The sequence below is a fragment of the Tessaracoccus sp. ZS01 genome, assembly GCF_022342445.1.
GTDB lineage: Bacteria > Actinomycetota > Actinomycetes > Propionibacteriales > Propionibacteriaceae > Arachnia.
On the sequence record NZ_PQFE01000002.1, the window covers coordinates 13,718 to 32,833 of the forward strand.

Consider the following 19,116-nt stretch of genomic DNA (forward strand, 5'->3'; position numbering starts at 1 on the left):
CTTCCTAGCGCGACGAGTAGTTCGGCGCTTCGGCGGTCATCTGGATGTCATGCGGGTGCGATTCGCGCAGACCGGCGGCCGTGATCCGCACGAAGCGGCCCCTGTCCTGGAGCTCGGCGATGGTGCCCGCGCCCGAGTAGAACATGGACTGCCGCAGGCCACCCACCAACTGGTAGGCGACGGCGGCCAGCGGGCCGCGGTAGGCGACCTGACCCTCGATGCCTTCGGGGATGAGCTTGTCGTCGGCCGTGACGTCGCCCTGGAAGTAGCGGTCCTTCGAGTAGGAGGCCTTGCGCCCGCGAGCAGCCATGGCGCCCAGCGAGCCCATGCCGCGGTAGCTCTTGTACTGCTTGCCGTTGATGAAGACCAGCTCGCCGGGGCTCTCGGCGCAGCCGGCCAGGAGTGAGCCGAGCATGACGCTGGAGGCGCCGGCCACGATGGCCTTGGCGATGTCGCCGGAGTACTGGAGGCCGCCGTCGCCGATGACAGGGACGCCGGCCGGCCGGGCGGCACGGGCCGCGTCGTAGATGGCGGTGACCTGGGGCACGCCCACGCCTGCCACCACGCGGGTGGTGCAGATGGAGCCGGGGCCCACGCCCACCTTCACGGCGTCTGCGCCGGCCTCGACGAGCGCCTTGGCGCCGGCGTAGGTGGCGACGTTGCCGCCGATGATGTCGACGTCAGCCGCGAGGGGTTCTGCCTTGAGTCGCTTGATCATGTCCACGACGCCGCGGCTGTGGCCGTGCGCGGTGTCCACGACGATGGCGTCGACGCCCTTCTCCACCAGCGCCATGGCGCGGTCCCAGGAGTCGCCAAAGAAGCCGACGGCGGCGCCGACGCGCAGGCGGCCGGAGTCGTCCTTGGCGGCATGGGGGTATTTGTCGGCCTTGACGAAGTCCTTGAGGGTGATGAGCCCCTTGAGCTTGCCCTGGCCGTCGACGATGGGCAGCTTCTCGATCTTGTGCTTGGCCATGAGGCCGATGGCCTCGTCGTTGGTCACGCCGACGTGGGCGGTGACCAGCGGCATCTTCGTCATGACCTCGCCCACCTTGCGGGAGGCGTCGTCCTCGAAGCGCATGTCGCGGTTGGTGATGATGCCCAGGAGCGTGCCGTCGGAATCCACCACGGGCGTGCCGGAGATGCGGAACTGCGCGCAGAGGTCGTCGACCTCCCCGAGCGTGGCGTCGGGACCGACGGTGATGGGTTCAGAGACCATCCCGGCCTCCGAGCGCTTCACCTGGTCAACCATGTGCGCCTGGTCCTCGATGCTGAGGTTGCGGTGCAGGATGCCGATGCCACCCTCGCGCGCCATGGCGATGGCCAGGCGGGATTCGGTGACGGTGTCCATCGCGGCGGAAGCGAGCGGAACGTTGAGCCTGATGCGACGGGTCAGCTGGGTGCCGGTGTCCACCTGCGAGGGAATGATGTCTGATTGGTTGGGCTGAAGGAGCACATCGTCATAGGTGAGCCCCAGCACGCCGAACGGCGCGGGCACCCCCGATCCAGTCAGTTCCTCGGACACTTGGTCACCCTTCGGTCGCGGCCATTCGAGGCCTCAGTCTACGCCGCCGCCTGAGGCTGGGCTAACCGGTGGCCGAGCGGCGGACGGCTCCGGAAATGACGAACCCCGCCAGACAGGGGGACGCCTGGCGGGGTTCTCAGTGTGCTGTGGGTCAGGCCCGCTCGGCTTTCAGCCGACCGAACTCGGTCCAGATCTCAGCACAGTCTTCACGGCCCTCTTCGAGATGCTCGAGGTCGAAGAGGGTGGGGTCGGTCTTGTCGAGGAAGTCGCGCAGGTGCTGGTCCGAGAACCCGGCCTCCGCAGCGTCGGTGCGGGTGGAGGCGTAGTAGCACTTCTCCACGCCGGCCCACATCATCACGGCCACGCACATGGGGCAGGGCTCGCACGTGGCGTACATGGTCGAGCCGCTGAGGTCGAGCGTGTTCAACTTGGCGCAGGCCTCGCGGACCGCGACGAGCTCGGCGTGGCCCGACGGGTCCATCTCCTTGAGCACGGTGTTGCCGACGGCGGCGATGACTTCGCCGTTCTTGTCGACGAGGGTGGCGCCGAACGGTCCGCCGGTGCCCTCACGCATGCCTTCCATGGTGGCGTCGACTGCGAGCTTGAAGTATTCGTCCATGAGTAACTCCTTTGTCTGTGGGGACGATCAGTTGGTGGTGGTGCGGGGACGGACGAGCAGGTAGCCCACGAACCCGATGATGAGGCCGCAGAAGAAGGCCCAGTTGTTGATGGTGGCCAGCAGTTCGACGCCGCTGAAGAGCTTCCCGGACATAGTCACGACGAAGCTGACGACCAGCACGCCGATCGCGCGCCAGTTGACGCCGCCCGGGTACCCGCCGTCCGCACCGGGGGCGGTGTAGATGTGGTCGAGGTTCAGGACGCGCTTGCGCTCGAGGTAGTAGCTGGCGAGCATGATGCCGGCGATGGGGCCGAACATCGAGCCGATGAAGCTGTAGAAGAGGTACAGCATGGTGGTGTTCTCGACGAACTGCCAGGGCAGGATCAGCGTGCCGACGACGGCGGCGAGGAGGCCGCCGGTCTTCACGGTGAACCACTTGGGCAGCTGGGCCGTCATCTGCAGCCCGGAGGGCAGCATGTTGCCGAACACGACGAAGGCGGTGGCGCCGACGTTCATGGCCAGGATCAGCAGGATGACGATGAAGGGGTTGCCGATCGAGTTGATGGCGTCGACGAAGACCGTGGGCTTGTTGACGTCGATCTCACCGCCGCTGACGGCGTACAGGCTGGCCATGAACGACACCGTCACGATGGCGAACAGGATGTAGGACACGATCATGCCGATGGGGAACCCCAGGCGCGGCGCGCGCTGGTTGGCGGCGGTGCGCGAGATGTCGGCGATGTTCACGATCGGGCCGGCCCAGTTGGATACGAGCATCGAGACGCAGGTGACGAAGCCGACGACGGTGACCGGTTCGGTGATCGGGTCGAGCGCGAGCACGTCGCCGACGCCGCCGGCGTTGCTGATCGCGATGATGACACCGACGACCATCAGGATCCAGACGGCGGGCGAGGCCCAGTCGGAGAACTTGCCGATGAACTTCTGGCCGGCGAGGTAGAGCACCACGGTGACGACCCACATCACCACGTAGCTGATCAGCGTCGGGATGGGGAGGCCGAGCACGTCCGCTCCCCCACCGAGGTTCAGGAAGCCCGGGAAGAGCCGTTCGAACACGACGTCGAGGGCCTGGGCCGAGGACACCGTGGTGAGGCCGAAGAACACGCAGCCGGCGATGAGGCCACGCAGCAGGGCCGGGAACACGGCGCCCTTGACGCCGAAGGTGTCGCGGATGAGCATCGCGAACGGCACACCGTACTTGGCGGCCGCGTGGCCGTTGAGGACGTAGCCGATCGACACGATGACCGCCGCCGTCATGATGGCCCCGATGACCTGCCAGGCGGACAGGCCGAAGGCGAAGAAGCCGACGACGGTGAAGTAGCTGAGGATGTTGTGGATGGGCCCCATCCACACCATCGCGAAGTTGCGGATGCCCCAGGTGCGGTCCTTGCGGCGCACCGGCAGCACCTCCTCGGAGTAGCCGCGCGACGCGTACTCGGCGAAGGTCTCGTCCGAGATGTCCACTGCGTCGGCAGCGTCAACAGAGAGCGTTGACATGGTGTTTCCCCTTTCAAGGGTTACCGGGAGGGCAACACTGCCCACCCATTGTGATGAGGATCAGAACTTCTCGGCCAGTGCGAGAGTTGCTGTGTGGAACGCCTCCAGGGGCGGGTAAGTGATGCCAGCGCCGATCATGCCGATGCCGGCGTCCTTGTGCGCGATGGCGGTGTTGATGACGGGCAGGATGCCCGTGTCCTCCACCTTGCGCACGTCGATGGCGCTGGCGATCCCGCGGAAGTCCAGCAGCGGGATCGTGATGTTCGGGTTGGTCCCGGTGGTGATGTCCATCATGGTCTTCGAGTAGCCGATGGCCTCGGAGACGGTGCCGCCCACCAGCGGAACGATCGCCGGGGCTGCGGCCATGGCGAAGCCGCCGATGCCGTAGGTCTCGGTGATCGCGGAATCGCCGATGTCGAGGCCGGAGTCCTCCACCGTGTAACCGGCGAACAGCGGGCCGACGACACGCTGGGCGGGTCCGGTGAACCAGGTGTTGCCGCCGATGCCGGAGACCCGGATGCCGAACTCCACGCCGTTGCGGCACATCGTGGTCACGACGGTGGAGTCCGGAATGTTGTGCGCCGCGTCCATGGCGGCCTTGGAGGTGGCCATCCAGGTGGGGCCCGAGAAGTAGTCGGAGCTGAGCACGAAGTTGAAGACGTCCTGCTTGTCCTTCGTCGAGAAGCCCGACTCGAGGATGTGCGGCGTCAGGGCCTGGATGAGCAGCGCGGTCCCGGCGTTGTTGCGGTTGTGGGCCTCGTCGCCCATGTGGATGGCCTGGGCCAGCATCATGCGCAGGTCGATCTCCTTGGCCGACACCATGGCGTCGCGGAGGATCGGGCCGAACACGTCACGCATCCAGTTGAGGCGGTCGATGACGCTCTGGTCGTTGGCGCCCATCCGCAGGATCTTGGCGAGTTGCTCGGACAGGTTGGTGTAGGCGTAGTTGCCGTAGGGGCGGTTCTCCACCACGTGCATGAACATCGATGCGGAGGTGACGCCGGCCATGGAACCCACCGCGTTGTGCTCGTGGCAGGGGCTGAAGTCGATCTCGCCCGACAGCGCCAACTCATAGGCCTCGTCGAGGTCCTTGGCGAGGCCCTCGAACACCAGCGCGCCGGTGACGGCGCCCTTCATGGCGCCGGCCATGCGCTGGAACTCGATGGGCGGGCCGGCGTGCAGGATGGTCTTCTTCGTCATGCCGGGCACCACGTCGAGGGCCTGGCCGAAGCCCACCAGCATGGGCTGGGAGGTGACGATGCGTTCCAGCGCGATGGCGTTGGCGGCCTCGATGCGCTCGGCGTTGGCGGGATCAGCCAGCTTGGTCAGCGCGGCGATCACGTCGGGCTGGCCGCCACCGGGCGGGGTCCAGTCGAGGTGCGTGACGCGGGCGCCCTGGGTGGCGATGTCGTCGGCGAACATCTCGGCCCCGACGTTGACGGCCGACAGCGGGTTGGTCAGGAGGTCTGCGATGCTCATCAGTTGTTGCCCTTCTTGACGAATTCGCGGGCGAGGAGCCCGGTGTTGGTGGAAGACGATGCCCACGTGACGCCCGCGTCGGTGAGCTGGTTCACCTGCGAGTCGAAGTCCTGTGGGTCGCCGTCGGTGCCGAGCACGAAGGCGAGGACCTCGAGGTGGCGCCCTTCAGCGGCAGCCTGCTGCTTGGCCTGCTTGATGGCGGGCAGCATCACGCCGACGGGGTCGGGGTTGGCCCCGTAGCCCAGCACGAAGTCGAGCACGATGACGCCGGTCTCCGGGTCGGCGGCCTCCTCCAGGAAGCGCTGGATGCGGTTGGACGGGTCGATCATGGGGTGCGGTTTGCCGTTGGTGAACTCGTCCGAGCCGAAGTCGAGGAAGGTGTGGCCCTTCGACGTGTCGCCGGCCCCGAGGTGGAACTCACCGGAGCGCAGGTTGGAGTAGACGTCGTCGAAGTCCTCCAGGGCGAGGAACATGGCCTCGTCGCAGAGGGTGCCGCCGGCGAAGATGCCGCGGATGTAGCGCTGCTCGGGAGCGAGCTTGCCGCGGACCTCCTCGATGAGGGGCCAGTTGAGGGGGTGGAGGTTCATGGTGCTGGTGTCGACGCCGCTGGCCTCGAGGGCGGCGATGACGGCGGGCTTGGTGCGGTTGAACGCCTTGACGCCCTTGGCCTCGGCCTCGTCCAGGAGCTCCTGCGGGGCGCCGAGGAAGCAGACGACGGCGGGCTTCTCCGAGGCGGCGAGCGCGTCGATGACCTTGCTCGCCACGGAGTGCGCCGGGGGCTTGGACACGACGACGAGCACGTCGGTGCCCGGGTCCGTGTCCAGCGCGGCGATGCCGTCGAGCATCATGATGCCGCCGATCTCCTCCGAGAGGTCCCGGCCGCCGGTGCCGATGAGGTGGCTGATGCCGCCGCCGAAGGCGTGCAGACGCACGCTCATCTCCTGGCTGCCGGTGCCGGAGGCGCCGACGATGCCGATGCGGCCGCGGCGTACCTCGTTGGCGAAGCAGAGACCGACGCCGCCGAGGATGGCGGTGCCACAGTCCGGACCCATCATGAGCAGGCCCTTGTCGTGCGCCTTGCGCTTGAGGGACAGTTCGTCCTCGATGGAGACGTTGTCGGAGAACATCAGCACGCTGAGCCCGGCGTCGAGCGCTGCGTGCGCCTGGTTCGCGGCGAACGCCCCGTTCACGGAGATCACTGCGAGGTTGGCGTCCTTGCGGCCACCGACGGCGCCCTTCAGGGTGCGGTAGGTGACCTCGGTCTCCTCGTCGCCGCGGGGTTTGCGGACGAGCAGCTCCTGGACCTGGCCCATGACCTCATCGGTGTCGACGCCGTCGTCGGTGACGGCGATGAGGATGAGGTCGCCGGGAGTGGCTTCGGCGACCTCCCCGCTCAGCAGACCGAGTCCCTCCAGCACCTCCTTGTTCATGGGGGTGCCCATGGCGGTGAAGGCCTGCTGCACACCCGGCAGCGCGTTCGCCTTCGTGGAGACCGACATCAGCGAGACCGAGTCGATGTAGGTGTTCTTCTTGATGAGCGTCGTTGTTGTCGTCATCGATGACCTCTTTCAGTGAGTTCCAGGGCGGCGACGAGTCCGCCCACAATGTGCAGTCCTGAGGTGTGCCCGACCGCGAGGCATTGGTCGGTGGCCGCGATGATGCGGTCGGTGTCGCCTGCGCCGAGCGCATCGACGAGGTGGTGGAGGACGCTGGTCGCGCGGCCGTCGAGGGCCGCGGTCAGCATCGTGAGGCTGATGTCGTTGGTGGCCGCAGCGTGCTCTGCGACGGCGGAGCGCAGCCACCGCAGGGCCGCGTTGCGACCCGTCACGTGGCAGCCGATGATGAAGCCCGCGAGGAGGTCGTCACCGGCCGGGGTGAGACCGGGGCCGAGGCCGATGAGGCGCGCTGCCGCGATCTTGGTGGTGGTGAAGTCGCCGCCGCGCACCGCGGTCTGGAGGCGCACCGTGTGGGTGGCGATCCGTCCCTCTGCGGCACGCTCGAACGGGTCCGTCGCGTCGGTGACCGGGAGGTGCGCCCGCACCACGTCGAGCGCCTCGCGCGTGATCCACAGCGGCCAGTGGGCGGGATTCCAGGTGGTGGCGTTCCTGAGGTCGACGGAGGCGAGATCCACCTCATCGCCGACGGCGAGCCTGAGAGTTGCTGCGGACGGCACGTCGAGGACGGCGGTGCGCGGGCCCACCGGCACCGTCGCGGCGGCGAGGGTCCAGAGGCCGGAGGCGTCGACCATGTTGATGGTGCGCCCGAAGACCGAGTGGACTCGCGCGCGCGGGCGGGTGGCGGCCCAGGAGGTGAACTCCCGGTCAGCCACGAGCGCCCTCATCACGGTCATGTCAGGCGCCTGCTGCTACGAGGAGCTCGGCGATCTCGGTGAAGCCCAACTTCTCGGCGTGCTGCAGCGGGGTCACACCCCACTGGTCGACCATCCTCGGGTCGGCGCCCGCGTCGAGGAGGATCTTCACGATCTCCTGCTGCGCCGGGCCGCCGTCGCGGAGGATGATCGCCTCCAGCAGCGGGGTCCAGCCACAGATGTTGGTGTGGTTGACGTTGACGTCGGTCTCCTCGGCCAGGTAGCGCGTGAGCTCCACGAACCCCTTCTCCGCGGAGGGGTGGATGCCCACTCCCCCGAACCGGGTGACCAGCTCGAGGTCGGTCCCGGCCTCCACCATGCGACGCGCCAGGGTCAGATCGTTGTTGATGCAGGCCCACAGGAACGGGTTGAGCGAGATGCGGTTCTGGGCGTTGATGTCGGCGCCGGCCTCGACCAGCACCTCGAGCGCCTCGGTGTTGCCGGCGCTCGCCGCGATCAGCACCGCGGAGGAACGGGTCTGCGCGCCGGTCGACGTCGCGCTGGGGTCAGCCCCGCCTGCGAGCTGTGCGCGAACCTCGTCGGCGGCGGCGCCGGCCACCATGTCCGGCCATGCGGTGTGAGTCATCTTTCCTGCCTGTTCTCCGGGCGTCTCTGCCTTCTTAAACCTTCTGGCATATGGTATACCATATACATGAGGATTTTGGTAGCCCTGGGGGGCAACGCAATGACCGGCCCCGGAGAATCCGTCCGGGCCGATCACCAGATAGCCGCCGTTGAGGCGGCGGCAGAACAGATCGCAGCTCTGGCCAACGACGGCCACCAGGTGCTGATCTCCCACGGAAACGGCCCGCAGGTGGGCAACATCCTGGCCAAGAACGACCTGGCCGCCTACGTGCTGACTCCGGTTCCGCTGGACTGGTGCGTGGCCAACACGCAGGGGTCGATCGGCTTCATCCTGCTCAACGCTCTGGACCGCGCACTGGGGCGCCGTCAGATCGCCATGAAGCCCGCCGTCGTCGTCACCCGCGCGCTCGTCGCTGCGGATGACCCGGCGTTCGACAAGCCCACCAAGCCCGTCGGGCGTTACGTGGACGAGGCGACGGCAGAGCGGCTGAGCCACTTCGGTCAGATGCTCAGCGAGATCGAGCCCGGCCGCTGGCGCCGGCTCGTGCCCAGCCCCGAACCGCTCGAGATCCTCGACGCGCCGGCGATCGACGCGCTGCTGAAGGCCGGCTTGCTCGTCGTGGCCGGCGGCGGTGGCGGAATCCCCGTCACACGCGACTCCGAAGGCGTGCTGCACGGCGTCGAGGCCGTCATCGACAAGGACCTGGCCAGCGTGCTGCTGGCCCGCCGGCTGGGCGCCGATGCCCTCGTGCTGGCCACCAACGTGGACAATGCCTGGGTCAACTGGGGCAGGGACGACGCGGCCCCGCTCGGCGAGGTGAGCCTGGCGGAGATCCGCCGCCACGAGGCCGAGGGCCAGTTCGGCGCCGGTTCCATGGGCCCGAAGGTCGCGGCGATCCGCCGCTTCGTCGAACAGGGTGGGCCCATGGGCGTCATCACCGCGCTGGACAAGATCGGCGCTGCCCTCGAGGGCAAGGCCGGAACCGTCCTCCGCTCCTGACCCGCGTCAGGCTTCTGTGTCGCCGAAGAGGAGCGTGTGGGCGAGCCGCAGTGAGGTCCCCACATGCACTTCGGCGAGCGCCCGCGCCTTCTTCCTGTCCCCCGACACGATGGCCTGGGCGATCTCGAAGTGCTCACCGCAGATCGCGGCCGGGTCGTCGTTCTGCTTGAACAACCAGTTCAGCCGGTTGCGCAGCGGCTCGAGCATCGTGGCCAGGAGCGAGTTGTGCGTCATCTGGACCAGCACCTCGTGGAATTCTGCGTTGTACCGGCGCACCAGGTCACGGTTTCCAGATTTCAGGGCGGACTGTTCCTTCTCGACGACGCGCAGCAGCCGGGCGCGTTCCGCTTCGCTGCCGTGCTTGAGTGCGAGCTCGACCTCCTGCACCTCGAGGGCCTCGCGCAGCTCGAAGATCTCCCGCAGGTCCTCCGGGACCAGTTCGGTGACCACCGCGCCGCGGCGGGGCTGCAGGGTGATGAAGCCCTCCGTCGACAGCCCGGCCAGCGCCTCGCGCACCGGGATGCGCGAAATGCCCAGCTCCTCGGAGAGGTCTCGCTCCTTGATCCGGTACCCGGGCTGGTAGGCGCCGGTGGTGATGCGGTCCCGGATGACGTCGCGCGCGCGCTCGGCCAGGGAGCGTTGCGTCTGGCCGAGATTGTCGTCGCGCGTGCTGGTCATCGCCCGATTATGGCACTACCTTTTCCGTTTGCGCGGTTTGAGGATGAGCGAATAGCGGCAGCTCGAGCGCCGCCTCCCGCCACCCGAGATCGGCGAGCGTCGCTTGGGCGGGGGCCGGGCCGGCCGTGAGGTAGTCGTAGAGGCCCCGTTCCACCGGCTCGTCGAGGCGCAGGTGCATCGTGACGACGGACATCGTGTCGTCCATGGGCATCGTCTCCTGCCGCGCGTTGTGCGGGCTCACTGTGCCGAGGTACACGAAGTCGCGACCCTCGGCGTCGTCACGCTTGACGAACAGGTGCAGGTCCACGCTGTGCTCGACGATGCGGCGCACCTCCCGGCTGCCCAGATGCAGCCTGCTGCGGGTGAACCATCGCAAAGTGGATTCGTCGAGGAACTCGTCGCCGTAGGCCACGGAGGACTCCACCTCGTCGCCCTTGTGGTAGGTCACGAAGATGGGGCAGGTGCGGGAGAACTCGTCCACCTTGTAGCCGTAGAGCGTGGCCGTCTCGTCGCCGCGGAAGTTGAGCAGCCGGCAGGCGTCCTTGCGCGAGTAGCGCCCGCCCGGGCGCAGCGTCTGCGCCCAGCCGTGCCGGTGACGGGCGAGGAAGAGGCCCGTGTCGATGACGTCGGTGGCCTGCGCCCGGAAATCGGGGTTGGCCCATTCGTCGCGGAATTCGGGGCTCAGTTCCAGTCCGCCGTCGCTCTCGACCGCGAGCGGATGGTAGCTGGGCTTCGTCTTCGCCGGGAAGAACCCGAGAGTCAACATGCTGACGGCGCTGCGCACCACCTCGGGCGTGCTGGTGCAGTCTCGTGCGCGCAAGCGCTCGACGATGTCGGCCCCGGCGAGCCGGCCCTCCTCCAGCAGCGCCCGGAGCACCACAAGTTCGTGGGGCCGCTTCCCATTGAGCAGCTCGACCGTGAGCAGGTTGAGCAGTCTGGTCTGGCGGGGCGTGGGGCCCTGCACGTTGGCGAACTTGGCCGACAGCTGCCAGTAGTTCTTCTCCTTTGTGCCCAGCACCACCGGATCCGCAGTGTCGAACCGCGCGAAGTCCAGGAGCTTCGGCTCTCCCCCGACCCTGTTGCGCATCTCTGTGTAGGCCTTCTTCAGTGCCACCATCGAATCAAGCTTGACCTGGGCGATGGCCTTGAAGACCTGATCGCGGGCGATGGCGTCGAAGTTGACGCTGGACAGCCCGGCGATGGAGCCGGCCTCCTCAGCCTCGATGAGATTCTGCCGCACCGAATCCTTCGACAGGCTGGAGTCGCCGAACAACGCCACCGGTACCAGGTAGTTGTTGGCGTAGTTGCCGATGAAATCGATGACGACGAGGTAGTCCTTGCCGGCGGCCTTGCGCAGGCCACGACCCAATTGCTGGGTGAACACGATGGCCGACTGGGTCTGGCGCAGCATCACCACCTGATTGATGGCAGGGATGTCGATGCCCTCGTTGAAGATGTCGACGGTGAGGAGGTAGTCGAGGTCGCCCCCTTCCAACCGTGCGACCGCGTCCTCCCTGGCCCGCACCGAGTCCATGCCGGACAGGGACATCGTGCGCAGTCTGCGGCCTCGCAGGATGCGCCCGTTGAGGACCTGGGACAGCTGCCTGGCCTCCTCGTTGCGGGAGCAGAAGATGAGGCCGCGTACCGGGATCCCCGCCTGCCCGTAGCGCTCCACTGCGGCGAGCACGTGGTCGACGCGTTCGCGGTCCACGAGGCGGGCGAGGCTGGTCGTGTCGTCGATGACCTCACCGTCGCCGGTGACGTAGTCTGTGACCCCGTAGTAGTGGAACGGGGCCAGCATGTCGGCCTCCAGCGCCTTCTGCAGCCTGATCTCGTAGGCCACGTTGTAGTGGAACAGCTCGAAGATGTTGAAACCGTCGGTGCGCTCCGGGGTGGCGGTCATGCCCAGCAGGAAGGCCGGGGTGAGATGCTCGATGATGCGGCGGTAGCTGTCGGCGCCCGCCCGGTGCACCTCGTCGATGAGGACGTAGTCGAAGGCATCCGGGGCGATGTCACCCAGGGCGTTGGACAGCGACTGGACGGTGGCGAACACGTAGCGGCGATCCACCTCGCGGCGGCCGCCGGCCAATTTGCCGATGTCGCTGGCGGGGGCGCCCAGGACCCGGCGGAACTCAGCGATGGCCTTGTCCAGGATCTGTTCCCGGTGCACCACGAACAGCATGCGTTGCGGTTGGGCCGTTCGCACATCGAGGGCCGCGAGGATCGTCTTGCCCGTGCCCGTGGCGGACACGACGAGGCCGCGCTTCTCCCCCCGGGCCCGCACCAGATCGATCTCGGCGAGCGCCTCCACCTGCATGGAGTTGGCGACGACCATGACGGCAGCGCCGGCCCCAACGGCGGGGGCCTGGTGCGGGGTGCTCGGAGCGGCGGGCGGCCGCCAGGTCTTACGGTAGGCCTCTACCCAGGCGCGGGTGAGGGGCACCGCGCGGGCACGCTGCCTGTCGACGGCAGCTTCGAGCTGGTGCACGATGTCACCGTCCGCCAACGCTGAGAAGCGCAGGTTCCATTCGTGGTTGCGCAGCAGGGCTGACTCGGTGAGGTTGGAGCTGCCCACGATGGCCGTCGAGCTGTGCTCCTGACGGAACACATAGCCCTTCGCATGGAATCCCTCCGAGGCACCGTCCAGCAGCAGCACTTCGATGCGCGGCAGGTTGAGCAGTTCGTCAAAGGCGGCCGGCGAGTTGAAGCCCAGGTACGTCGAGGTGATGATCGTGCCCGCGCCCGAGAAGTCGAGCAGCGCCTGTTTCAGCGCGGCGATGGCACCCGGGGTGACGAAAGCGACGGAGAACACGAAGCTGTCGGCGCGGCGCAGCTCGTGGCGGATCGTCCGCAGCATGGTGTCGCGGCCTTCGTTCACGATCAGCCGGGGGTGGTGGAGGCGGGGTGAGGTCTGCGTGCGGTCGACGAAACCGAACGTCAGGTCGCGGCCAAAGCCCGCTGTCAGCTCCATCGGTCGCGGGCCGCGAAGATCAGTTCGGCGGCCGGGACGTCAGCCGGTGCCCACTCCAGCTCGGCCAGCTCATGGGCGTCCACCCAGCGCAGCTCGGAGTGCTCAGTCGGCTCAGGTTCACCGTCGACGATCCGGCACCAGTAGGTGCTCAGGTCCACGACCCCGAACGAGTACTGGTATTCGGTACGGGTGAGGAAGTCGCCCACCTCGACGGTGCAGCCCAGCTCCTCGTCGATCTCGCGGCGCAGCGTCTCCTGCGGCGTCTCGCCGGGCTCGATCTTCCCACCGGGGAACTCCCAGAGCCCGGGCAGTGACATGGAGTCGCTCCGGCGGGCCGCCAGAATGCGTCCGTCCCGCACCGAAACCGCGCCAACCACAGTGATCCGCTTGCCCACTTCGCCGCCCTCCCAGGTCGGGGACCAGGCTATCGCCGGCGCCGGCAGCTGGCCAGCTCAACACCAGCGGGAACGCAGAAGGCCCCGCCCGGGCGAACCGGACAGGGCCTTGCAGCGACTGGTGTCAGATCAGGCGTCTTCGTCTTCGCGCTTGTCGACGACGAGCGTTTCCGTGGTGAGCAGCAGCGACGCGATGGACGCGGCGTTGGCCAGCGCGGAGCGCGTGACCTTGACCGGGTCGATCACGCCGTTGGCAACGAGATCCTGGTACTCGCCGATCTTGGCGTTGTAGCCGTGACCGACCTCCATCTCGGCAACCTTGGAGGTGATGACGTAGCCGGCTTCGCCACCGTTCTCCGCGATCCAGCGCAGCGGCTCGGCGAGCGACTTGGCCACGACGTTCACGCCGGCGAGCTCGTCGCCTTCGAGGCCGAGGCCGTCAGCAAGCACCGCGCCGGCGTGGATGAGGGCGGAGCCGCCACCGGCGACGATGCCCTCCTCGATGGCCGCACGGGTAGCCGAGACGGCGTCCTCGATGCGGTGCTTCTTCTCCTTGAGCTCCACCTCGGTGGCGGCGCCGACCTGGATCACGCACACGCCACCGGCGAGCTTGGCGACCCGCTCCTGCAGCTTCTCGCGGTCCCAGTCGGAATCCGTGCGCTCGATCTCGGCGCGCAGCTGGGCCACGCGGCCGTCGACCTCGGAGGATTCGCCAGCGCCATCGACGATGGTGGTGGCGTCCTTGGTGACGACGATGCGGCGGGCGCGGCCGAGCACCTCGAGGCCAACCTGGTCGAGCTTGAGGCCGACCTCGGGCGCGACGACCTGGCCACCGGTGAGGATGGCGATGTCTTCGAGCATGGCCTTGCGGCGGTCACCGAAGGCCGGGGCCTTGACGGCCACGGAGGTGAAGGTGCCGCGGATCTTGTTGACCACGAGGGTCGAGAGCGCTTCGCCGTCGACGTCCTCAGCCACGATGAACAGCGTGCCCTTGGCGGCGATGACCTTTTCCAGCAGCGGGAGCAGCTCGTTCATCGACGAGATCTTGCCGCTGTTGATCAGGATGTAGGGATCATCGAGCACGGCTTCCATGCGGTCCGTGTCAGTGACCATGTACGGCGACAGGTAGCCCTTGTCGAACTGCATGCCCTCGGTGAACTCGAGCTCGGTGCCGAAGGTCTGCGACTCGTCGACGGTGATGACGCCGTCCTTGCCGACCTTGTCGAACGCCTCGGCGATGAGCTCGCCGATCTGCTCGTCACGCGAAGAGATGGTGGCGACCGACGCCATGTCGGCGGTGGTGTCGACCACGCGGGCGTTCTCACGCAGGCGCTCGACGACGGCCTCAACGGCCTTGTCGATGCCGCGCTTGAGGCCGACCGGGTTGATGCCGGCGGTCACGGCGCGCAGGCCGGCGTGGACCATGGCCTGGGCGAGCACGGTGGCGGTGGTGGTGCCGTCACCTGCGACGTCGTTGGTCTTGGTGGCGACCTCCTTGGCCAGCTGGGCGCCGAGATCCTCGTAAGGATCGTCGAGCTCGACCTCCTTGGCGACGGTGACGCCGTCGTTGGTGATGGTCGGGGCGCCCCACTTCTGGTCGAGGACGACGTAGCGGCCCTTGGGGCCGAGCGTCACCTTGACGGTGTCGGCGAGGGCGTCAACGCCACGCTCGAGAGCGCGGCGGGCTTCCTCGTTGAAAGCGAGAATCTTTGCCATGGGTGAAATCAGCCCTTACTTGGAGACGACGGCGAGGATGTCCCGCGCGTTGAGCAGGAGGTATTCGTTGCCGTCGTACTTGACCTCGGTGCCGCCGTACTTCGAGAAGATGACGACGTCGCCCTCAGCGACATCGAGGGGGATGCGGTTGCCCTTGTCGTCGATGCGGCCGGGGCCGGTGGCGATGACCTTGCCCTCCTGGGGCTTTTCCTTGGCGGTGTCGGGGATGAAGAGGCCCGACTGGGTCTGCTGGGTGGCCTCGAGGGGCTGGATCAGAATGCGGTCCTCGAGAGGCTTGATCGTGGTTGCCACGTCAAACACCTTCCTTTGTGTCTTCCGGCCGAAACCGGCTGAGATGTCTTCTTCTGTTGGACCCGGGCGTCGTCGCGGTGCCGCCTAGGCAGTTAGCACCCGAGGGTGTCGAGTGCCAGTCCCCAAACTATCGCGGCTTTAGCACTCAATCAAGCCGAGTGCCAGGTTTTGTGGTGGCACTGTGCCCCGTGAGCCCGGATCCCCGGGTCACCGCGGATTTGAACACTGTTAAGCTCCTTATCTGAACAGTGTTCAAACGCGAAGGAACGAGCCCGTGGATCTGTACTCCCTTGCCGACAAGGCGATCGCCGACGGCACCATCTCCCCCGACGAGGCCCTGGCCGTCCTGCAGCTTCCGGACGCCCGCACCTATGAGCTCGTCGCCGCGGCCGGGCGTGTGCGCCGCCATTTCCACGGTGTTGCCACGAAGGTCAACTACCTCGTCAACCTGAAGTCGGGCAAGTGCCCCGAGGACTGCTTCTACTGCTCGCAGCGCCTGGGCTCCGACGCCGGGATCCTCCGCTACACCTGGCTCACCCACGAGGACGCGCTGGCCGCGGCGAAGGCCGGCATCCAGGCCGGGGCCGGCCGCGTGTGCCTGGTCGCCTCAGGCCGCGGCCCGTCGAACCTCGACGTGGACCGCGTGTCCAAGATCGTCGAAGACCTCAAGGACGACAACCCCGACGTCGAGGTGTGCGCCTGCCTGGGCATCCTCAAGGACGGGCAGGCGGAGAAGCTCGCCGCCGTCGGGACGGACGCCTACAACCACAACCTCAACACCGCCGAGTCCCACTACGACAACATCTGCAGCACCCACGACTTCGACGACCGCAAGGAGACCGTCCAGCACGCCCGCGAGCACGGCCTCTCCGCCTGCTCCGGCCTCATCGCCGGCATGGGTGAGACCGACGAGCAGCTCGTCGAGGTGACGTTCCAGCTCAAGGAGATCGGCGCGGATTCCGTGCCGGTGAACTTCCTCATGCCGTTCGACGGCACCCCGCTGCAGGGCCACCACGAGCTCACCCCACACCAGTGCCTGCGCATCCTCGCCATGATCCGTTTCGTGCACGGGGCGGCCGACGTGCGCGTCTCCGCCGGGCGCGAGCAGCACCTGCGCTCGCTCCAGCCGCTCAGCATGGAGATCTGCAACTCGCTGTTCCTCGGCGACTACCTCACCTCCGAGGGCCAGGCAGGCAAGGCCGACCTCGAGATGCTCGCCGACGGCGGCTACACCGTCCACGGCTCCGACGAGCGGCTCGCGGCAGCCCTCCCCCAGACGTCGGTGCGTCGTCGGGGCGCCGGAACCCAGGTCGCTGCCAACGCCTGAGCAACCGCGCACTCCGAGTGCTCGCTACCATCGGGCGCATGACAACCGTCCGGACGATCCCGCAGGTGGACCGCAAAGCACGCTTCGCGGTCAACGCCATGTTCTTCACCAACGGCGCGATCGTGGCCAATGTGCTGCCCCGCTACCCCGAGATCAAGGCGGCGTTGGGCCTGGGCAACACTGTCTACGGCTTCGCGGTGGCCGCCATGCCGGTGGGCGCCATCGTGGCCGGGTTGACGGCGGCCTGGTTCATCCGACGCTTCACCTCCGCCCGCGTGGCGACCTACGGCACCATGCTCGCGAGCCTCTTCGTGCTGGCGGCAGGGGTGTCGCCGTCGCTGGCGCTGTTCGCCGGGGCGCTGTTCGCCGTCGGCGCCGCTGACGCCATCATCGACGTGGCGCAGAACGCGCACGGGCTGCGCGTGCAGCGGCGCTACGGCTCGTCGATCATCAACTCGTTCCACGCCTTCTGGTCCATGGGTGCCGTGGCGGGCGGGCTGATGGCCGCGGCCGCGATCGCTCTGCGGCTCCCGCTCGCGGTGCACCTGAGCATCTCCGCGCTGCTCTTCACCGTCGTCGCCGTCGTGGCGCAGCGCAACGCCCTGCCCGGTCACGACGGTGACGAGCGCGCCGTCGCCGACCCCCATGAGCTCGCCGACAAGGTCCGACGCGGCATCAGCCCGCGCATCATCGCGCTGCTGGCCGCCCTGTCGCTGATCTCGATCTCCGGCAGCGTCGTGGAGGATCTCGGCAACTCGTGGGCCACCCTGTACCTCCAGACGCTGGGCGCACCGGCAGCCCTCGCCGCCTTCGGTTTCGTGTCATTGGTGGGTGCCCAGTTCGTGGGCCGGATCCTGGGAGACCGCATGGTCGATCACTGGGGTGAGCGGGCCGTCGCCCGCTTCGGCGGCGTGCTGATCGCCGTGGGCATGGGCCTCGCCCTCGCCTGGCCGAGCGTGCCCGGCACGGTGCTGGGCTTCGCAGCGGCCGGCTTCGGCTGCGCCACGTTCGTGCCCGCCGCCATGCACGCCGGAGACAACCTGCCGGGCCTCCGCGCGGGCACCGGGCTCACGATCGTCTCGTGGCTGCTGCGCGTGGGCTTCCTGGTGTCGCCGCCCATCGTGGGCGCGGTGGCGGACAACGTCTCGCTGCGGATGGGCCTCCTGATCGTCCCGGTGGCAGGCATCTTCGTGGTGTTCCTGTCAGCGGTGCTGCAGGGGCGCAGACTCGCGCGCTGAGCCCGGGGCTACCTGCAGGCCGTGATGGTGTACGTCAACGGCACCAGGAACCGCTGGTGTTCGGGCAGCTCATACGAGCCACCGTCCGCGGTCAACGTCATCTGCGGCAACGCGTCCCAGGGGAGGGTCCGTCCCTCATCCATCCCCGTGATGGTCAGCCCGGCCCCGATGAGGGCGCTGACGATCTCCGAGAGGGAATGCGGCCAGTCATAGGTGCGCACGTTGGTGAGCTTGTCGTCGCTGCCGTAAGTCTCCTCGTCGTCCCACACCTCGGAGGTGCCGTCGGCCATGCCGCGGTACCGGACGACGAGTTCGCCGTCGGTGCGTTCGTCGTCCAGGGAGAACATGACGGGGTGCCCGTCGCGGATGTAGAACGTGCCGCCGGGCCGCAGGAGCTTGGCGATGCCGGCCGCCCAGGCGTCGAGGTCGCGGAACCAGGTGACGGTGCCGATGGAGGTGTAGATGACGTCGAAGCTGCCCGGCACGTTGTCGCCGGCGTACTGCACATCGGTCTCGACGAAGGAGCCCGGAGTGCCGGAGGCGGCGAAGAGCCGACGCGCCGCCTCGAGGCTGGCCGGTGAGAAATCTGCGCCCGTGACGCGCGCGCCCAGCCGGGCCAGCGACAGGGTGTCCGTGCCGATGTGGCACTGGAGGTGCAGCAGGTCGAGGCCTTCGAGCGGTCTGGCGGCCAGCGGGTCACGGCCGAGGGCCCGCGCCAGGGGTGCCCGGTCGTCGGTCACCACGCTGGAGATCTGCTCAGGGTCTTCGGCGTAGCGAGACACCTCGTAGGACCCCGCCTCGTGGAGCGTGGCCCGCTCGTCCCAGTTCGCACGGTTGGCCTCGCGGACATCGTCGTCCGTCACCTGCTGGTCACCGAGTTTGCCCATGGCGGTGAGCTTAGGCGCTCAACGGGCGCCGCGCGACACCTTCCAGCCGACGCTGTGCCCACCGTCGTAGGGGATGACGCCGTGGAACTGGGGCCCGTCGTCGAAGACGAGCGGGAGGAAATGGCGGTCGCCGTCCCACATGGGCAGCTCCATCATGGTGGCCACGTCATGCCAGCCCAGGTCACCCTCGACGTTGCTGTCCGGGATGCTTCCGGTGAAACCGGTGATGAGGAACACGAAGCCGAACACGTCGCGGCCGTTGAAGCCCGGCCACGCCACCGTGCCGCGCAGTTCCATCTCCGTGACCTCGATGTTGGCCTCTTCCCGCAACTCGCGGCGCATCGCCTCTGCGACGTCCTCGCCGCGCTCCACCTTGCCGCCCAGGCCGTTGTACTTGCCCAGTTGCTCGTCGTGTGACCGGGCCACCCGGTGGCAGAGCAGCACCTGCGTGCGATCGGGCGAGGTGACGTAGCCGAGCGTGGTCAACTCTGGGGCGAAGGGCAT

17 protein-coding genes are annotated in these 19,116 nt (G+C 67.9%); 3 read left to right on the plus strand and 14 right to left on the minus strand.

The genetic code is table 11. The annotated features are described in order from the left end of the window. Nucleotides 1-4 precede the first annotated feature (4 nt). The 7 genes from guaB to C3E87_RS03850 all read right to left on the minus strand — a co-directional run bounded on the left by guaB (nucleotide 5) and on the right by C3E87_RS03850 (nucleotide 8,089). A complete protein-coding gene (guaB, locus tag C3E87_RS03820) occupies nucleotides 5-1,510 on the minus strand; it encodes an IMP dehydrogenase (protein ID WP_076060150.1) in 1,506 nt (501 codons plus the stop codon). 163 nt (nucleotides 1,511-1,673) lie between these two features. After that, nucleotides 1,674-2,141 carry a nucleoside deaminase gene (locus tag C3E87_RS03825; protein WP_076059600.1) on the minus strand — a complete coding sequence of 156 codons (468 nt, stop codon included), beginning with the start codon at nucleotides 2,139-2,141 and terminating at the stop codon, nucleotides 1,674-1,676. A gap of 27 nt (nucleotides 2,142-2,168) precedes the next feature. Beyond that, nucleotides 2,169-3,656, minus strand: a complete 1,488-nt coding sequence (locus tag C3E87_RS03830; protein WP_076059602.1) for a cytosine permease — start codon at nucleotides 3,654-3,656, stop codon at nucleotides 2,169-2,171. A gap of 60 nt (nucleotides 3,657-3,716) precedes the next feature. Further along, the gene (locus tag C3E87_RS03835; protein ID WP_076059604.1) at nucleotides 3,717-5,135 is read right to left on the minus strand and encodes a DUF1116 domain-containing protein; all 1,419 of its coding nucleotides are present in this window, start codon (nucleotides 5,133-5,135) and stop codon (nucleotides 3,717-3,719) included. After that, nucleotides 5,135-6,691, minus strand: coding sequence for an acyl-CoA synthetase FdrA (gene fdrA, locus C3E87_RS03840; protein ID WP_076059606.1), 1,557 nt, complete (start codon nucleotides 6,689-6,691; stop codon nucleotides 5,135-5,137). The genes C3E87_RS03835 and fdrA overlap by 1 nt, the downstream gene beginning before the upstream one ends. Continuing rightward, nucleotides 6,688-7,485, minus strand: coding sequence for a DUF2877 domain-containing protein (locus tag C3E87_RS03845; protein WP_076059608.1), 798 nt, complete (start codon nucleotides 7,483-7,485; stop codon nucleotides 6,688-6,690). Before C3E87_RS03845 ends, fdrA begins: the two co-directional genes overlap by 4 nt. A gap of 1 nt (nucleotide 7,486) precedes the next feature. Further along, nucleotides 7,487-8,089, minus strand: coding sequence for an ankyrin repeat domain-containing protein (locus C3E87_RS03850; RefSeq protein WP_076059610.1), 603 nt, complete (start codon nucleotides 8,087-8,089; stop codon nucleotides 7,487-7,489). A gap of 66 nt (nucleotides 8,090-8,155) precedes the next feature. Between C3E87_RS03850 and C3E87_RS03855 the strand changes: the two genes are divergently transcribed. Continuing rightward, on the plus strand, nucleotides 8,156-9,088 hold the full coding sequence (locus C3E87_RS03855; protein ID WP_076059612.1) for a carbamate kinase: 933 nt from the start codon (nucleotides 8,156-8,158) through the stop codon (nucleotides 9,086-9,088). A gap of 6 nt (nucleotides 9,089-9,094) precedes the next feature. Here the strand turns inward: C3E87_RS03855 and C3E87_RS03860 are convergent, their stop codons facing one another. The 5 genes from C3E87_RS03860 to groES form a co-directional block, all read right to left on the minus strand. Next, nucleotides 9,095-9,766: a GntR family transcriptional regulator gene (locus C3E87_RS03860; RefSeq protein ID WP_076059614.1), complete on the minus strand. Its 672-nt coding sequence runs from the start codon at nucleotides 9,764-9,766 to the stop codon at nucleotides 9,095-9,097. A 7-nt stretch (nucleotides 9,767-9,773) separates the two neighbouring features. Further along, nucleotides 9,774-12,737 (minus strand): DUF3427 domain-containing protein, encoded by a 2,964-nt coding sequence (locus tag C3E87_RS03865; protein ID WP_076059616.1) that lies wholly within the window; start codon nucleotides 12,735-12,737, stop codon nucleotides 9,774-9,776. Continuing rightward, nucleotides 12,728-13,132 carry a (deoxy)nucleoside triphosphate pyrophosphohydrolase gene (locus tag C3E87_RS03870; RefSeq protein ID WP_076059618.1) on the minus strand — a complete coding sequence of 135 codons (405 nt, stop codon included), beginning with the start codon at nucleotides 13,130-13,132 and terminating at the stop codon, nucleotides 12,728-12,730. The genes C3E87_RS03865 and C3E87_RS03870 overlap by 10 nt, the downstream gene beginning before the upstream one ends. Before the next feature lie 129 nt (nucleotides 13,133-13,261). Next, on the minus strand, nucleotides 13,262-14,848 hold the full coding sequence (gene groL / locus C3E87_RS03875) for a chaperonin GroEL (protein ID WP_076059621.1): 1,587 nt from the start codon (nucleotides 14,846-14,848) through the stop codon (nucleotides 13,262-13,264). Between the two features lie 15 nt (nucleotides 14,849-14,863). Further along, nucleotides 14,864-15,160 (minus strand): co-chaperone GroES, encoded by a 297-nt coding sequence (groES, locus tag C3E87_RS03880; RefSeq protein WP_076059623.1) that lies wholly within the window; start codon nucleotides 15,158-15,160, stop codon nucleotides 14,864-14,866. A gap of 274 nt (nucleotides 15,161-15,434) precedes the next feature. On the opposite strand from groES, the gene bioB reads away from it, so the two are divergent. Together bioB and C3E87_RS03890 are read left to right on the plus strand one after the other, a co-directional pair. Then, nucleotides 15,435-16,487 (plus strand): biotin synthase BioB, encoded by a 1,053-nt coding sequence (gene bioB / locus C3E87_RS03885; protein ID WP_076059626.1) that lies wholly within the window; start codon nucleotides 15,435-15,437, stop codon nucleotides 16,485-16,487. Nucleotides 16,488-16,525: 38 nt separating this feature from the next. Continuing rightward, nucleotides 16,526-17,725, plus strand: coding sequence for an MFS transporter (locus C3E87_RS03890; protein WP_076059629.1), 1,200 nt, complete (start codon nucleotides 16,526-16,528; stop codon nucleotides 17,723-17,725). 8 nt (nucleotides 17,726-17,733) lie between these two features. On the opposite strand, the gene C3E87_RS03895 is transcribed toward C3E87_RS03890, so the two are convergent. Continuing rightward, nucleotides 17,734-18,612: a bifunctional 2-polyprenyl-6-hydroxyphenol methylase/3-demethylubiquinol 3-O-methyltransferase UbiG gene (locus C3E87_RS03895; RefSeq protein WP_076059631.1), complete on the minus strand. Its 879-nt coding sequence runs from the start codon at nucleotides 18,610-18,612 to the stop codon at nucleotides 17,734-17,736. An 18-nt stretch (nucleotides 18,613-18,630) separates the two neighbouring features. After that, nucleotides 18,631-19,116 carry an 8-oxo-dGTP diphosphatase gene (locus C3E87_RS03900; RefSeq protein WP_076059634.1) on the minus strand — a complete coding sequence of 162 codons (486 nt, stop codon included), beginning with the start codon at nucleotides 19,114-19,116 and terminating at the stop codon, nucleotides 18,631-18,633.

Bases quoted from the DNA above. Each gene is read 5' to 3' on its own strand.
- C3E87_RS03825 (WP_076059600.1), bottom strand. From the start codon at position 2,141: ATGGACGAATACTTCAAGCTCGCAGTCGACGCCACCATGGAAGGCATG.
- C3E87_RS03830 (WP_076059602.1), bottom strand. From the start codon at position 3,656: ATGTCAACGCTCTCTGTTGACGCTGCCGACGCAGTGGACATCTCGGAC.
- C3E87_RS03835 (WP_076059604.1), bottom strand. From the start codon at position 5,135: ATGAGCATCGCAGACCTCCTGACCAACCCGCTGTCGGCCGTCAACGTC.
- fdrA (WP_076059606.1), bottom strand. From the start codon at position 6,691: ATGACGACAACAACGACGCTCATCAAGAAGAACACCTACATCGACTCG.
- C3E87_RS03845 (WP_076059608.1), bottom strand. From the start codon at position 7,485: ATGACCGTGATGAGGGCGCTCGTGGCTGACCGGGAGTTCACCTCCTGG.
- C3E87_RS03850 (WP_076059610.1), bottom strand. From the start codon at position 8,089: ATGACTCACACCGCATGGCCGGACATGGTGGCCGGCGCCGCCGCCGAC.
- C3E87_RS03855 (WP_076059612.1), top strand. From the start codon at position 8,156: ATGAGGATTTTGGTAGCCCTGGGGGGCAACGCAATGACCGGCCCCGGA.
- C3E87_RS03860 (WP_076059614.1), bottom strand. From the start codon at position 9,766: ATGACCAGCACGCGCGACGACAATCTCGGCCAGACGCAACGCTCCCTG.
- C3E87_RS03865 (WP_076059616.1), bottom strand. From the start codon at position 12,737: ATGGAGCTGACAGCGGGCTTTGGCCGCGACCTGACGTTCGGTTTCGTC.
- groL (WP_076059621.1), bottom strand. From the start codon at position 14,848: ATGGCAAAGATTCTCGCTTTCAACGAGGAAGCCCGCCGCGCTCTCGAG.
- C3E87_RS03890 (WP_076059629.1), top strand. From the start codon at position 16,526: ATGACAACCGTCCGGACGATCCCGCAGGTGGACCGCAAAGCACGCTTC.
- C3E87_RS03895 (WP_076059631.1), bottom strand. From the start codon at position 18,612: ATGGGCAAACTCGGTGACCAGCAGGTGACGGACGACGATGTCCGCGAG.
- C3E87_RS03900 (WP_076059634.1), bottom strand. From the start codon at position 19,116: ATGCCCTTCGCCCCAGAGTTGACCACGCTCGGCTACGTCACCTCGCCC.